The following is a 14194-nucleotide window of genomic DNA, read 5'->3' as shown; positions in this document are numbered from 1 at the left end:
GGGTGCGGATCACCGGGATGGCGTGAACGTCCAGGTGCCGGCAAGGACGCGGAACTCCACCTTGGCTGCACCGCTGGCCGTGCCGCCGTCGGGATGCATGCCCGGTTTCGCGGGACTCGCCGGAGCGGATTGTTCGACGGCGGCATCCGCCGCAGCGTGCTTAGGCCGGGACGTGACCCGGTACCTGCCGGCCGGTAGCCGGACAACTGCGGTGGTTCCGGCCGGAATGGTGCATTCCAGCCGCACCAGCCCGTCTTCCCGGCTCCAGTTGGCCTCCACATATCCGTTCGCCGCAGGCACGGAGCCGCGGGCATGTTCCAGCCGGCACAGCGGTGGCTCGAGCACCAGCCCGCAGCCTCCCGGTGAGCTGTACCGGACGCCCAGCAGGTGTTCAAGGATCTCCTTGGCCACGGATGCCGACCAGGCGTGGGACTGGCTGTAGTCCGTTCCCTCCACCAGGTCCCACGCCTCCCAGGTGAAGGTGGCACCGCGGTCCAAAAGACGTGCCCAGCCGGGCTGGTCCTTGTCCGTCAGAAGGTCCAGCACGGCGTCCGTCAGCCCCTGGGAAAGGAGTGCGCGAACCAGGCGGTGCACGGTCATGGGCCCCTGCATCATGCCCAGGCCGGCGATCCGCCGGGCGTCAGAGGCCGCCAGTTCCGGCTCAGTGATGCCCAAGGACAGCGGAAAGGACGTGGCGTGCTGTGAGGCGTGCGAGCTGGGTGTGCCGTCGGCGTGCAGGCCGTCCACCATCACACCGTCCACGCGCAGGCGGGCGCGGATTGCGCCGGCCAGGTGCCGGGCAGACGAGGCGTAGCGGATGGCGGCCTCGTGGTCGCCCGCCAGGCTGCAGAGCCGGGACGTGGCGACGAGTGCAGAATAGGCCTGGGCGTTGACGGTTGTCTTGGCCGCGCACTCCATGTCGTAGCCGAACCGGCCGGGTTCGGGCCAGTCCACGATGCCGTGCAGGTAGGGGCCGGAACCGCCGCCCAGCCGGGTGACCAGTCCCGCCGTCGGACCATCTGCCGGAATGTGCCGCAGCGCGTAGTCCGCGGTGTTGCGGCAGTGCGGCAGCAGTTCCCGGACCAGGGCGAGGTCCCCGGTGCGCAGATGGTACTCCTCGGCCCACTCGGGAATCATGAGGGAGAAATCCGGTATGTCGCGCTTGCCGTCCCCGTTGGGGTATACCGCGTTGTAGCGGCCCCGGTCTTCGCCGTCTGTCCAGTACCGGGCCGCCGACCAGCCGAACTCGCGCAGCGCCTGGGCGGTATAGGCATGTTCCCCGAAGAGCGCCATCGTGGCGTAGGAGATGTTCACGGCGTCCGCCAGGAACTGGCCCTTCTCCCGCGTAGGGGTGTCCACGAACTGCTCCTGGACGCCGAACAGTGCTGAGTCCCGCAGCAGCTTGAAGACATCATTCAGGGCGGGATCCGAACTGCTGAAGCTCCCCTCGCCCGGATGCCGGCCGTGCACCACCAGTGCGCCCAGCCGGTTCACCTCTGCGGTGTCCACGCCGGGAAGCTCAAGGTAGCGGAAGCCCAGGTGCACCGTGGCCCGGAACTGCTGCGGGCCCGCCGACTGCGTATACGGGAAGGACATGTCCGTGTTCTGGCTTGCCGTCCTTCCGGTGTCCACCCGTCCGTCGGCCCGGAGGGTGTAGCCGGTACGGATCATAAGGGTGCGGCCGGGAACGCCGTCCAGGAAGTCCACTTCGGGGCGCCCGGGAAGGACCTGGCCGAAGTCCGCCACCAGCGTGCCGTCGTCAGCCGCCAGAAAGGCCTTGGGCGCCGCGAATTCCTGGGCAAGGAAAGTGCGGCGCGGGTGCAGCCGGGGACATTCCGGTGCCGGGTGGCCGCCGTAACTGATCGCGGCGGGCAGGTCATCGGCGGCGGAGGGAGGGGCGGCGGCAGCATGCCCGTCCAGGTGTTCCACGGGGTCGCCCTCGTCGTTGCGGTACCCGGACTGCCGGTAGGGCGCCTCGCCTGCGGTCCAGTCCGCTCCGGAGCCGAACACTTCCCGGCGGCCGTCCGTGTACTGCACGCTGATGTGGACCAGCAGGCCGGGCAGTCCGGCGGCGCGGCCTTGGCCCGGGCCGTACCAGTGGAGCAGGGCCGTCAGCGGAACAGCTGTGGCCGGAGGCTGGGCGGCGAGCAGCCCGGTGACGTCTGCGGCGTCGTAGTAGCCTTCGCCCGGATAGCCGAAGGATGTTGTGCTCAAGCAGGCGGTACCGGCCAGGGAGAGCTGCGCGTGGTGGTTCGCGGCCAGGAACACCCGCGCGCGGCGCACTGTACCGGTCAACGTCAGGGTGGTCCGGAACAAGGTCCATTCATCCGGTTGGCGGTGCGCCGTAGTGGAACTCCAGTGGGCCAGGCAGGCGCGGGCGTGGTCCCCGGCGGCGTTGAACTTGTGGTCCAGCAGCAGGGCGCCGGCGGTGGTGATGCGAAGGGACGCGTACTCGGCCTGGGTCCGCGGACCCTGGTGCAGGGCGAGTTTGCCGGCGGACCCGGCAGCGGCCGGCTCATGCACGGCCAAGAGTTCTACACCGTCCAGGGAGACTGTGATGGCCAGCCCGTCATCAGTGACCACCAGGTCCTGCCACGAGCCGGACGCCACGTCCTGGCGCGGCAGCCGGGCCGTGGCCAGCTCGGCGGTCTCCGGGGCGCCCGGGGCGGGAATGTCCCATTCCGGTGCATGCCGCAGGACCACCTCGCCCGCCGAGTTGAGTTCCAGCAGCAGGCCTGTGCCGGGTCCGTTGCTCCGCAGGATCAGTCCCGCCCATCCCATGGCCGGCCGGACGCGGGCTTCAAGGCGGAAGCTGCGGACAGGCGGGCAGGGAACCGGAAGGAACGGCGAGCCCGCCACCCGCAGGGCGTTGTCCAGGATTTCCAGGGGTGCGCGGCCGCCGGGCACCCTCCTGATCCAGTCCGCCTGCCAGGAAGGATCGGCAAGCCCGGTGCTGAAAGGCTGCGCCGCGGACCAGGCCCCGGGCATTCCTGTTGCGTCGCGGACCCGCACGCGCCAGGCATAGTCTGTGTCGTCGTCGAGCGCTGGCCCGCAATAGGGGACGCCCCGCTGGGCGGCGGAGGGGACCGGCCCCGAACTCCAAAACTTCACCCCTTGTGAGTCTTCCACCGTGATTTCAAAGCCGGTCTGCAGTGCGCGCGCCGGGTCTGCGCCCTCCTGCTGGGCAAGTTGCCAGCTGAAGGTGGGGCGCGGCGTGGCCGTCAGGCAGGCCGCGAGGCCGTCGGTCAGGAGGTTGACGGCGTGCAGCTGGCCGGTGGCGGTGGCTGGTGCTTTGCGTGCCGCGGCCTTCCCTGCCCACTGCCGGCGCATCAGGAAACCGGCAGGCTGAAGGCGTGAGGGGCACTGGTTGCCCACGGCAGGCCCAGCTCACTGAACGTGGCGTGCCCGCGGCCGGCACGGTCCAGTGCCGACTCGATGTCAAGGACGACGGCGCGGGCTGCTTCACCTGCCCCCTCCCACCGGACGTGCGCATCACCGATGGGCGCGGGCGGCGGAGCGGTCCGGACCGCTTCCAGGACCAGCATGAATGCGCCGCTGTCCAGCAGCGGGCTGGTCAGCGGGGTTCCGCCGTTCCGGTGCGCCAGGAGGTTCTCGGTGAGGTCGTCGCGGCCATAGGTTTCCTCGGAGGTGCCGGCCTCCGTGGTGACGCTCAGGCGGTCCTCCGTGTAGTGGAACACGGCAGTTCCGGCTGATCCCTGGAGGGTGACGCAGGGCTCCACCGATTCCGCCGCGCAGATGGTGAGGGCGCAGGTGATGGGCAGGCCGGACACCGTGCGGATACGGATCACTGAGGTGTCATCGGACTCGATATCGTTGGCACGGTACAGCTCGGTTTCCACGGACACCACATCAGCCGTGGTCCGTGCCCCGGCGATCCTCAACGCCGTTGCCACGGCATGCGCCAGGGGATTGGTGGCCACACCGTCCACCACGTCCACGCCGTTGATGCTGCGCTTTCCGGCCCACCGTGAGCGTTTGTAGTACGCCCGGTCGCGGACCCAGCGGCCCGTGGCCGAAATGCCCTGGAGCGTGCCGATGGTGCCGTCCGCCAGCAGGTCTTCGATGGCCTGAAGGGCATGCGAACCGAGGCTCTGGAACCCCACCTGGACGCTTCTGCCCGATGCCGCGGCTGCGTCACAGAGCCGGTTGAAGTCCGCCAATGACGCAACGGGAGGCTTCTCCAGATAGAGGTCCGCGTCTGTCCGCAGGGCCGCCAGCGCCAGCGGGGCATGGGTCTGGATGGGGGTTGCCACGATGACCAGGTCCAGCGTCCGGGTGGCGGCGAGCAGCTCGGCCAGCCCCGGATAGACCGCGGCAGACGGCGGGAGGGAACCGGCTTCCGGCGGCTGCGGGTCCGCCACGGCAATGAGTTCGACGGCGCCTGCCGCCTGGAGCCGTTCAAGGTTGCGGAGGTGGTGGGTGCCGAAGCCGTGCACGCCGACGAGGGCCACCCTGGCTGCCCTGCTGCCGTCCATGGCAGGCGCCCAGGCCCCGGCGGACGCTTCGGCGGGCGCTTCGGCGGGCGTTTCGGTGGAACGGGTGCCTCTTGGCGTTCCCATGGTTCTCCGTTCTGCCCGGCGGGCACTGGCCGTTGCGCGAGCAGGATTCAGCAAGCGCTTTCCACCAACCAGTGTGCGGGACGGGAAGGGTTGGAGTCCAGTTATGTAACGATTCAAAAGTTGGCTTGACCCGACCGCCTCAGGGGGTCTAGATTTTCGAGAAACCGATTACTGGCGTGACGCGGACCACTACCGCCTTCGCCTCTGCAACGATGGAGAAATGGAGGGAGCTGCGCCATGCCGTCTGGATCCTTCAACGCCCGTGCCTACTCGTTCTTTGACACGCTCCTTTGGATCGCCTGCCTGAACTTGCTGTGGATCTTTTTTGCCCTGGCTGGCGCGGGCATCCTCGGTGCCGGTCCGGCCACCGCGGCCGCCCACATCGCAATACGAAAGCGGGTGCGGGGGGATGGGGCTCCGCTGGCTCGGAGCTTTGCTTCCCACTACTTCAGCAACTTCGGCAGAGCCAATGCCATCGCCCTGCCCGTCATGGGTGTGGCGGTAGTCCTGGCCATGAACTGGAACTACTTTTCGCGCTCCGGCGATGTCATTTCGCAGCTCGTTGCGGCAGGAATCTTCGTGGTGGCCATCTTCCTGGCCGGGGCAGCGTGCTACCTCTTTCCCATGTATGCGCGGTATGAGCTGCCCCTGGCCCAGTACCTGCTCACGTCGTCCCGTTTTGCCTTCCGCCATCTGGCTGGAACGGTCATCCTGCTGTTCATCTCCGCTGCCGCGTTCTATGCAAGCAGCACGGTCCCCGGCCTGATCCCGTTCTTCAGCGTCGGCGCCTGGCTGTTCGTTACAGGCTGGCTGTGTGACAGGTTCTTCAGCGCCAATGACGAATCGGTCGCCACGGCGGAAGCGGCAGCCCCCGATGATGCCGTGCCGGTGGCCTCAGTGGCCTGACCCGTCGTACCCGCCAGCAAGTCCTGCGCCGGTGCTCCGGCCCCTTGCCGCCGTCGGCCTCACCGCACTACTGAAACGTATCAAAATCCCTATGCCATGCTCGCCAACCAACCCAGAAGAAGTGGAAAAGGAACAAGATGATTACTAGAAAACTCAGCCTGGCCGCCGCCGTCGTGACCGCCACGGCCCTGACACTGACAGCCTGCGGAGCCGGGGAAACCCAGTCCGCGGACCTGGCCGCCATCAACGTGATGGCCCCCTTCCTCGAGGCGCAGCCGCCCTCCGCGGACGGCGCCGTCCAACAGAAGTTGGAGGAACTCACAGGGAAGGACGTCAACATCGCCTGGACGCCTAACGCCTCCTATGAAGACAAGATGAACATCACGCTGGCTTCGTCCGAGATTCCGCACGTCCTGGTGGTGCAGAGCAAGTCTCCGGGCTTCGTCAAGAACGCCGAAGCGGGTGCCTTCTGGGACCTCACGGATAAGCTCAAGGAGTACCCAAACCTGAAGTCCACCTCCCCGGCGGTGGAGCGGAACGCCAGCATCAACGGCAAGGTCTACGGCGTTTACCGCGCCCGCAACCCGATCCGCTCGGCTGTCATGTTCCGCCAGGACTGGCTGGACAAACTGGGCCTGCAAGCGCCCAAAACCACCGAGGACCTCTACAAGGTGGCCAAGGCCTTCACGGAACAGGACCCGGACGGCAACGGCCAGAACGATACCTGGGGCATCACCATCCCGAAGTGGGGCGCATTGGGGTCCAACAGCCCCTACGACATGATCGAAACCTGGTACGGCGCCGGCAACCGCTGGGCCGAACGTGACGGCAAGCTGGTCCCGAGCTTTGAGACCGAAGAGTTCATCGAAGCCAACCGCTTCGTCAAGAAGATGGTGGATGAGAAGCTCATCAACCCTGACTTTGCCACCTTCGACGGGACCAAGTGGAACGAGCCCTTCTTCAACGGCAAGGGCGGCATCATTATCGACGTCGACTCCCGTGTCAGCGTGCTGATCAACCTGTTCAAGCAGGCCAACCCCAACGACTTTGAAAACAAGGTCGGCTTTGTCGGCGGGCTCGAAGGCCCGGACGGTGAACTGCACACACATCCCACCGACGGTTACTCCGGCTTCCTGGCCATTCCCAAAACCAGCGTCCGGACCGAGGCCGAGCTGAAGACCGTGCTGGAGTTCCTGAACAAGATGAACTCCAAGGAAACCGCTGTCCTGCTGAACAACGGCATCGAGGGCGTGAACTTCACGGTGGAGGACGGCAAGGCCGCCACCATCAAACCCGAGACCCCTGAGGGCAAGGTGGTCAACACCGATATCAAGAGCTACGCCCAGCTGGGAATGAACGTCACGGGCAACAACTTCTACCCGGTCAAGCAGGCCTCGGGCTACGAGCAGGAGGTCTTCGACAAGCGGGTCGAGGTCATGGCCGAGGACCTCAAGAGCGCGGTCTACAACCCGGCAGCAGCCTTCGTCTCACCCACGTATGTGGCCAAGGGCGCGCAGCTGGACAACATTGTGGCCGATGCCCGGATCAAGTACCTGGCCGGCCAGATTGATGAGCAGGGCCTGAAGGACGCCATCAAGCTGTGGAAGAGCAGCGGCGGCGACAAGGTCCAGGAAGAAATCAACAAGCTCTGGCAGGACAGCAAGTAAATGGCAGCCCCTGTCATTGACGCCCAGGCCGGGGAGCGGGCGCAGCCCGTCTCCGTTCCCCGGCCGCGGGGCAGGTTCTCCGTCCACTTCGCGCACTATAAGTGGCTGTACCTCCTGCTGCTGCCCGGCGTGCTCTATTTCGCCGTCTTCCGCTACGCCCCGATGTACGGGGTGTCGATCGCCTTCAAGGACTACGTCCCGTTCCTCGGGGTGAACGGCAGCCCGTGGGTGGGGATCCAGCATTTCCAGGACTTCTTCGCCAACCCGGACTTCCCCCGGCTGCTGGGCAACACGCTGGTCCTGGCGTTCCTGAACCTGGGTATCGCGTTCCCGCTGACCATCGTGCTGGCGCTGCTGCTGAACGAGGTCCGCCTCTCCATCCTCAAGCGCACCGTCCAGACCCTGGTCTACATCCCGCACTTTCTCTCGTGGACCATCGTGGCGTCGCTGAGTTTCCTGCTGTTCGCGCTGGACTTCGGCCCGCTGTTCCTGTTCCTGAACAACGTGATGGGCACGGACATCGACTTCCTGTCCGACCCTGCCTGGTTCCGGCCGCTGATCGTGCTCCAAGAGATCTGGAAGAACACCGGCTGGGGAACCATCATCTTCCTCGCCGCCCTGGCCACCGTGGACCAGGACCAGTACGAGGCCGCCATCATTGACGGCGCCGGACGGTTCCGCCGGGTATGGCACATCACCCTGCCCGGGATCCGCTCCACCATCATCGTGATGCTCATCCTCGCGATCGGGCAGATGCTCAACACCGGCTTCGAGCAGATCTACCTGATGACCAACGCCCTGAACCGCGATGTCGCTGACGTCTTCGACACCTACGTCTACTTCGTGGGCATCACCCAGGGCGCCTACTCCTATTCCACCGCGGTGGGACTGTTCAAATCCCTGGTGGGCATCGTGCTGATCTTCGGCACCAACGCCCTGGCCAAGCGGTTCAACCAGAGCGGACTGTTCTAATGAAGATTCACAACACCACCGGCGGCCGGATTTTCGACGCCGCCAACTACGTCTTCCTGGCCCTGATCGGCATCATCACCCTGCTGCCGTTCATCTATGTTTTCGCCGGTTCCTTCGCCACCGAAGCCGAGATCACCCGGCGGGCCTTCTTCGTCTGGCCCGAACAGTTTTCCCTGGGCTCCTACGAGTACATCTTCTCCACGCCCGCCTTCATCCGCGCCCTGGTCACCACTGTCCTGGTCACCGCCGTGGGCACCGGGGTCCAGCTGATCCTGACCGTCACCATGGCCTACCCGCTGGCCAAACGGAACCTCCGCGGCCGCAAGCTCATCCTGTCCCTGGTGGTCTTCGCCATGGTCTTCTCCGGCGGCATGATTCCCACTTTCCTGCTGGTCAAGGACCTCGGCCTGCTCAACAGCTACTGGGCCCTGATCCTGCCGGCGGCCATCAACCCGTTCAGCCTGATCATCATCAAGAACTTCTTCCAGGAGCTTCCCGCCGAGCTCGAGGAATCCGCCAAGATGGACGGCGCCACCGAGGTCGGGATCCTCTGGCGCATCCTGCTGCCGCTGTCCAAGCCGGTGCTGGCCACGTTCGCGCTGTTCTACGCCGTGGGCATCTGGAACGACTTCATGTCACCCCTTCTCTACCTGTCCGACAACTCCAAATGGACCCTGCAGATGTACCTGCGCCAGGTCACAGCCTCCTCCGACCTGCTCGGCACCGGAAACGTGGACCCCAACTACATCCCGCCGGAACAGGGCATCAAATTCGCGGTCATCGTGGTGGCAACCCTGCCCATTTTGGTCTTCTACCCGTTCCTGCAAAAACACTTCGCCAAAGGCATGCTCATCGGCTCCGTCAAGGGCTGATGGGGGAGCCGGACTACCAGAAAGCACAGCATGAAAATCCTGCTCGCCGGAGATTCCACGGTGGCCAACTGCCCCACGCATGAGTACCCCATGAGCGGCTGGGGAGCGCAGCTTGCGCCGCATGTCTACAATCGGGCGGCCGTGCACAACTTCGCCAAGGGCGGGGCAAGCACGGAGTCCTTCCGGGAGGAGGGGCTGTGGGGCCGGCTGCTTTCGGAAGCAGCCGAGGGGGACCTGGTGCTGATCCAGTTCGGCCACAACGACCAGAAGAGGCAACACCTCGCGGCCCGCACCGGTTACGCGGCGAACCTGCGCACCATGGCCGGGGACGTGCGGAGCCGCGGGGCGCTTCCCGTCCTGTGCACCCCGGTGGAGCGGCGGCACTTCCTGGACGCGCCGCCGTCGGACGCTGCTGCGGAGGGGATCCTGGAGCCGAGCCTGGAGGACTACCCGGAGGTGGTCCGGGAAATCGGCCTGGAGCTGGGGCTGCCGGTGGTTGACCTGAACGCGTGGACGCGCGGGCTTTACCTTCGCCTGGGACCGGAGGACTCGGCGTCCCTCTTCTGCCACTTTGCGCCGGGCACGCACGCCTACTGGCCGGAAGGGCTGGCGGACAACACCCACTTTTCCCGGCCGGGAGCCGCCCTGGTGGCGGAGCATGTTGCCGCGGAGCTCCAGGAGCTGGGGCTGGTCCCGGACAGTGTGTTAAGTACGACGGCGGGACGCAGCTAAGTGGGCACGCCTGGCTTGGGAACGCCTGGCCCGGGGACGAAGGTGCTCTACAGCAACGCACTGACCGGGCCGGAGGATGTCGCGGACTGGGTGGCGGAAGGGCCGCTGAGCGCGGGCGGGCATGGCGGTGCGCTGGAACTTTCGGGTTCGCTGGACGACGCGGAATTCGGGGACCACGCGCACTGGACGTTCTGGTGCCCGGTGGAGTTCCCGGACGGAGTCCGGATCAGCTGGGAGTTCCTTCCGCTGGAGGAGCCGGGCCTGGCCATGCTCTTCTTCGCCGCCCGGGGGCACGGCGGGCGGGACCTGTTCTCACCCGGGCTCGCACCGCGGACGGGGTACTACCCGCAATACCATTCCGGGGACATCGATGCCCTGCACATCTCCTACTTCCGGCACAAATACGCGTCCGAGCGGGCGTTCCGCACCTGCAACCTGCGCAAGAGCGCGGGTTTTGAGCTCGTGGCGCAGGGTGCCGATCCGTTGCCGCCTGCCGGGGACGCGATGGACTTCTACCGCCTGGAGGTGGTGAAGGACGGGCCACGCGTGGCTTTTTCCATCAACGGGTTGCCGCTGCTTGAGTGGCAGGATCCGTCCGGCAAGGTGCTTGGGGCCGGCCACCTGGGCTTCCGGCACATGGCCCCGCTCCGGGCGGCCTACCGCAACCTGGTGGTGGAGGAACTCTAGCTAGGGAGCGGGATCCGCCTTGTGTTTCGTCGGCCGGTAGCCGGCGAGTTCGGCGCGGACGTCACCTTCCTCGTGCTGGCCCTTCTCCTTGCCGAACGGCAGGGCCTTCAGCAGCGGGTGCAGGACGGCCATCACGGCGAGGCCCCACACGAGTCCCAGGACGGCTGAGCACAGGGTGTTCACGAGCCAGGCCAGGAGCCCGCCAATGCCCGCGATTCCGGCGACCGGGGCCTCAAGGGCATGGACCAGGTCATACGGAAGGTGCCAGCCGAGGTCGTAGGCCCCCTGCAGCATGATGTGGCCGCCAACCCACAGCATGGCGACTGTCCCGATCAGGGTGATTGCAGCCAGCACGGCGGGCATCCCCTTGACCAGCAGCTCGCCGAAGCGTTGCGAGCCCGCAGATTCCTTGGCGGCCAGGTGCAGGCCAATGTCGTCCATCTTGACGATCAGTGCCACCGCACCGTACACGAGCACCGTGATGGCGAGGGCCACGACCACCAGGATGACAGCCCGCGCCCAGATGGATTCGGCGGCCACCTCGTTCATCGAGATGACCATGATCTCGCAGGACAGGATGAAGTCTGTGGTGATGGCGCCCTTGACCACCTTCGCCTCCGCCTCCGGACCCCGCTGGACCGCCGGCGCTTTTTCGTCCGAGTGGTCCCGGCGGAGTTTGTGCCAGACCTTCTCGGCACCTTCGAAGCACAGGTACGTGCCGCCCAGCATGAGGATGAACGGGATGGCCCACGGGAGGAAGGCGCTGATGAGCAGCAGGGCCGGGAGGATGATCAGCAGCTTGTTCCGGAGCGAGCCCCAGAAGATCCGCTTGATCATCGGCAGTTCGCGGGACGGGTCAGCCCCGGACACGTACTGCGGGGTTACAGCGGCGTCGTCGATGACCACACCGGCGGCCTTGGCTCCCGCCTTGGCGGCTCCGGCTGCGACGTCGTCAACCGACGCGGCGGCGATGCGGGCCAGGGCCGCGACGTCGTCCAGCAGGGCGACGAGGCCGCCGCTCACAGACCGCTCCCGCAGTGTTCGCGTTCCGTCGGCTGGGCTTGGCTGCCTGGGTGCAGGCGCGTGATCGGCATGCTGAGATTATACGGGGGGCGGGCAGCCGTACCGGCCCGGCTCCGCTGCGCACGGCCAGCATTCCTTCGACCTTTGTCCCCAACCGCGGCCGGTCAGGCCCCGGCGACCGGCAGCACCATCAGGTAACCGGTGGGCAGTTCGCTGCTCCAGCGCCGCGGCTCGCGGACCACGAATTGCGTTGCCAGCTCCTCCGGGGTGAGCAGGCTGTTGGGCGCGGGCGACGGGCCCCACTGCCCGCTGCCGTGCGGGTAGAGCGGATCCTGGACCCGGACGCCGGTGACGGAGAAATCCTGGAACCGGGCGGGATCGCCGATCGACTCGAAACCGCTCATCACCCATGCGTGGCGGCCGCGCCACATGACCAGCCCCACCGGCCGGCCCGTGGCGGCAATGGCGCGCGCCGCCGTCCGGAGCGCGGTCCCGTAGTCGGCGATGCTGACCACCGTGTACGGCCCCATGCCAACCTCCGTCAGCACCTGCGCCCACCCGAGGGGGTTGGCGCCGTTGAACGAGTTGGACGATCGGGCCCGGGCCATCTCCCAGAGTTCCCCCTGCTGGGTGGAATCCGCCCACGTGCCGCCGCCCGTGTCGTCGACGAGGTTGTGGGCCATCTGGATGCTCGCTGCCACACACCAGTCAAAGGTGTACTGCGGCACGAAGTCGCCCTCCTGGTAAAGGTTAAGGGCGAACGGCTGGGGTTCCGGCGGTGCCGCGGGTGCCGGCGACGGGGCGGGCGGGGCCGCTGACGCCGGCGGCGGGGCGGTCAGGGCGGCCGATGCCGGCGCCGGGGAGGCCGGGCTCGCTTGCCCGGTAACGGCGTCGTTGATGCCGACGGCGGGCGTGCAGGCCCCGAGGAAGGCTGCCAGGACGAGGAGCCAGGCCAAGAGACGGGGGCGGGCGCCGGTCATGCTTCAGTCTAGCGCCGCGCGGCGGGGCAGGCCCTGGCCCGAGGCCCGGTTCGCGCCCCGACGCCGGCCAGGAACCCGGACCCTCAGAAGGCGTACCGGATGCGGCAGTATGGTGCGATCCTCCCAATCAGGGCGGTCAGTTGCCGCACGTAGCCGGCCTTGGTTCCGGAGCGGTAGCGGACGTTGGTGAAGCCGTTGGATGAGACCTTTGCCTCTTGGAGGTCCGGGCGCCACAGCACGCTCTCGGCCTGCGGATGCCAGCCGAGGTTGACCTCGTGGAGCCGTTCATTGTGCGTCAGGAAGATGACTTCCGCCGCCAGCTGGGACTTCGCAGCGGCACTCAGCGTCGCGTCGAGTTGGCAGAGCAGCTCCTCCCAGTCGCTGAGCCAGGTGTCCGTAATGATGACCGGGGAAAAGTTCACGTGCACCTCATAGCCGGCAGCGACGAAGTCGTTGATGGCCGCCATGCGTTCGCCCACCGGCGAGGTCCTGACGTCGATCGACTTCGCCAAAGCCGCGGGCATGAGGGAAAAGCGGATCCGGGTGTGGCCGCCGTGGTCCCAGCCCAGCATCGCCGGGTTGACGTACTTGGTGGCAAAGGACAGCTTGGCGGTAGGCAGGTCGCGGAAGAGCGTGACCAGATCTTCCACGTTGTCGCTGACAAGGGCGTCCACGGAGCAGTCGCTGTTCTCACCGATGTCGTAGACCCAGAACTCCGGATCGCACTGGTTGGGCTCAAGCTTGATGCCTTGGCGCGTAACGTGGCGCTCCAGTGACCCCGCGATCTGGTCGATGTTCGCGAACACCGTGACGGGATTGCTGTACCCCTTGTGCCGGGGCACGTAGCAGTAGGCGCACGCCATGGCGCAGCCGTTAGCGGTTGAGGGCGCAATGAAGTCTGCGGACCTGCCGTTCGGCTTGACGGTCAGCGCTTTCTTGACCCCGAGGACCAACGCCTCCGTTTTGATCCGGGACCAGCGCGGCACGTTCGTTTCATCACCGTGCACAGCCGGGATGTTCCAGTGGTTATCGACAAGCACGACGTCGGCGTCCGGCCACCGTTCCACGATGTCCCTGCCCCGGGGCAGCTCCAGTGCGGCAGGCTGCGCGTAGATGCGGCGGATCTGCAGCAGCCGGTTGAAGTCCATGATGGCCATTCTTGCAAGTCGCGGGGATGGCCGCGGGCAATTAAGCCCAGGGCCTCGCCAGGCTATGGTCTCCAGCGCCAGTTCCTCAACAGCCACGGCCAATCCACCCATGTCGAAACAGTCAACGGGCAATGCCTCCTGCGTTGGCACAAGCCTGTCCGCCGCTTCGGAGGCATACGGCAAGATAGGAAGATCATGGGCGTGCGCCCAGGGAGGGAGGCAGGTTATGGAGCCTGTAATTGTCGACGGCGGCAAGGGGACGGTGGAGCTCCGCTCCGACGGCATCATCCACCTGATCTGGGAACCCAGGGTCCGGATAGAGCTGCAGGACGCACGGGCAGCCATGGCTGCCGTCAACCAGATAGCGGGGGACAGCACTTACCCGATGCTGGTGGACATGGCCACCACCGAGGACGTCACCAGGGCAGCCCGTGCTGTCTTTTCCATCCCGTGCGCTGCCAACCGGATCGCGCTGCTGGGAGCAAGCCCGGTAGACCGGATCATCGCAAACTTCTTCCTGGGCGTGCACATCCCGCCCTGCCCCACCCGTTTCTTCACCTCCCGGACAGAGTCCATGAAATGGCTGCAGGAAGGTGACTGACCGGGCGTTGCCTGCCAACCGGGCAA

At 66.6% G+C, this 14194-nt stretch carries 12 protein-coding genes; 7 read left to right on the top strand and 5 right to left on the bottom strand.

The features are described from left to right. Positions 1-9: 9 nt before the first annotated feature. The gene (locus ACQ3DC_RS04320; RefSeq protein WP_430751635.1) at positions 10-3330 is read right to left on the bottom strand and encodes a family 78 glycoside hydrolase catalytic domain; all 3321 of its coding nucleotides are present in this window, start codon (positions 3328-3330) and stop codon (positions 10-12) included. Further along, entirely contained in the window at positions 3330-4580 is a 1251-nt protein-coding gene (locus tag ACQ3DC_RS04315; RefSeq protein ID WP_430751634.1) for a Gfo/Idh/MocA family protein, read from the bottom strand. Before ACQ3DC_RS04315 ends, ACQ3DC_RS04320 begins: the two co-directional genes overlap by 1 nt. A gap of 237 nt (positions 4581-4817) precedes the next feature. On the opposite strand from ACQ3DC_RS04315, the gene ACQ3DC_RS04310 reads away from it, so the two are divergent. The 6 genes from ACQ3DC_RS04310 to ACQ3DC_RS04285 all read left to right on the top strand — a co-directional run bounded on the left by ACQ3DC_RS04310 (position 4818) and on the right by ACQ3DC_RS04285 (position 10416). Beyond that, on the top strand, positions 4818-5486 hold the full coding sequence (locus ACQ3DC_RS04310) for a YesL family protein (protein ID WP_430751633.1): 669 nt from the start codon (positions 4818-4820) through the stop codon (positions 5484-5486). 137 nt (positions 5487-5623) lie between these two features. Then, positions 5624-7153 carry an extracellular solute-binding protein gene (locus tag ACQ3DC_RS04305; RefSeq protein ID WP_157241210.1) on the top strand — a complete coding sequence of 510 codons (1530 nt, stop codon included), beginning with the start codon at positions 5624-5626 and terminating at the stop codon, positions 7151-7153. Then, positions 7154-8125: an ABC transporter permease gene (locus ACQ3DC_RS04300; protein WP_430751632.1), complete on the top strand. Its 972-nt coding sequence runs from the start codon at positions 7154-7156 to the stop codon at positions 8123-8125. It begins immediately after the preceding gene. Continuing rightward, entirely contained in the window at positions 8125-8997 is an 873-nt protein-coding gene (locus tag ACQ3DC_RS04295) for a carbohydrate ABC transporter permease (protein WP_157241214.1), read from the top strand. Before ACQ3DC_RS04300 ends, ACQ3DC_RS04295 begins: the two co-directional genes overlap by 1 nt. A 30-nt stretch (positions 8998-9027) precedes the next feature. Continuing rightward, entirely contained in the window at positions 9028-9729 is a 702-nt protein-coding gene (locus ACQ3DC_RS04290; RefSeq protein WP_430751631.1) for a rhamnogalacturonan acetylesterase, read from the top strand. Between the two features lie 42 nt (positions 9730-9771). Beyond that, positions 9772-10416 carry a DUF1961 family protein gene (locus ACQ3DC_RS04285; protein WP_430751630.1) on the top strand — a complete coding sequence of 215 codons (645 nt, stop codon included), beginning with the start codon at positions 9772-9774 and terminating at the stop codon, positions 10414-10416. Here the strand turns inward: ACQ3DC_RS04285 and ACQ3DC_RS04280 are convergent, their stop codons facing one another. From ACQ3DC_RS04280 to ACQ3DC_RS04270, 3 genes are all read right to left on the bottom strand, one after another. After that, entirely contained in the window at positions 10417-11439 is a 1023-nt protein-coding gene (locus tag ACQ3DC_RS04280; RefSeq protein WP_321214349.1) for a DUF808 domain-containing protein, read from the bottom strand. 164 nt (positions 11440-11603) lie between these two features. After that, entirely contained in the window at positions 11604-12419 is an 816-nt protein-coding gene (locus ACQ3DC_RS04275) for a hypothetical protein (RefSeq protein ID WP_430751629.1), read from the bottom strand. A gap of 83 nt (positions 12420-12502) precedes the next feature. Further along, positions 12503-13567, bottom strand: coding sequence for a spore photoproduct lyase family protein (locus ACQ3DC_RS04270; protein ID WP_430751628.1), 1065 nt, complete (start codon positions 13565-13567; stop codon positions 12503-12505). Between the two features lie 226 nt (positions 13568-13793). Between ACQ3DC_RS04270 and ACQ3DC_RS04265 the strand changes: the two genes are divergently transcribed. Further along, complete coding sequence (locus ACQ3DC_RS04265; protein ID WP_157241224.1) at positions 13794-14168, top strand: STAS/SEC14 domain-containing protein; 375 nt, start codon at positions 13794-13796, stop codon at positions 14166-14168. Positions 14169-14194: the final 26 nt, after the last annotated feature.

This window comes from Paenarthrobacter sp. NEAU-H11, assembly GCF_050573415.1.
GTDB lineage: Bacteria > Actinomycetota > Actinomycetes > Actinomycetales > Micrococcaceae > Arthrobacter.
This window is presented reverse-complemented; position numbering and strand designations above follow the sequence as displayed.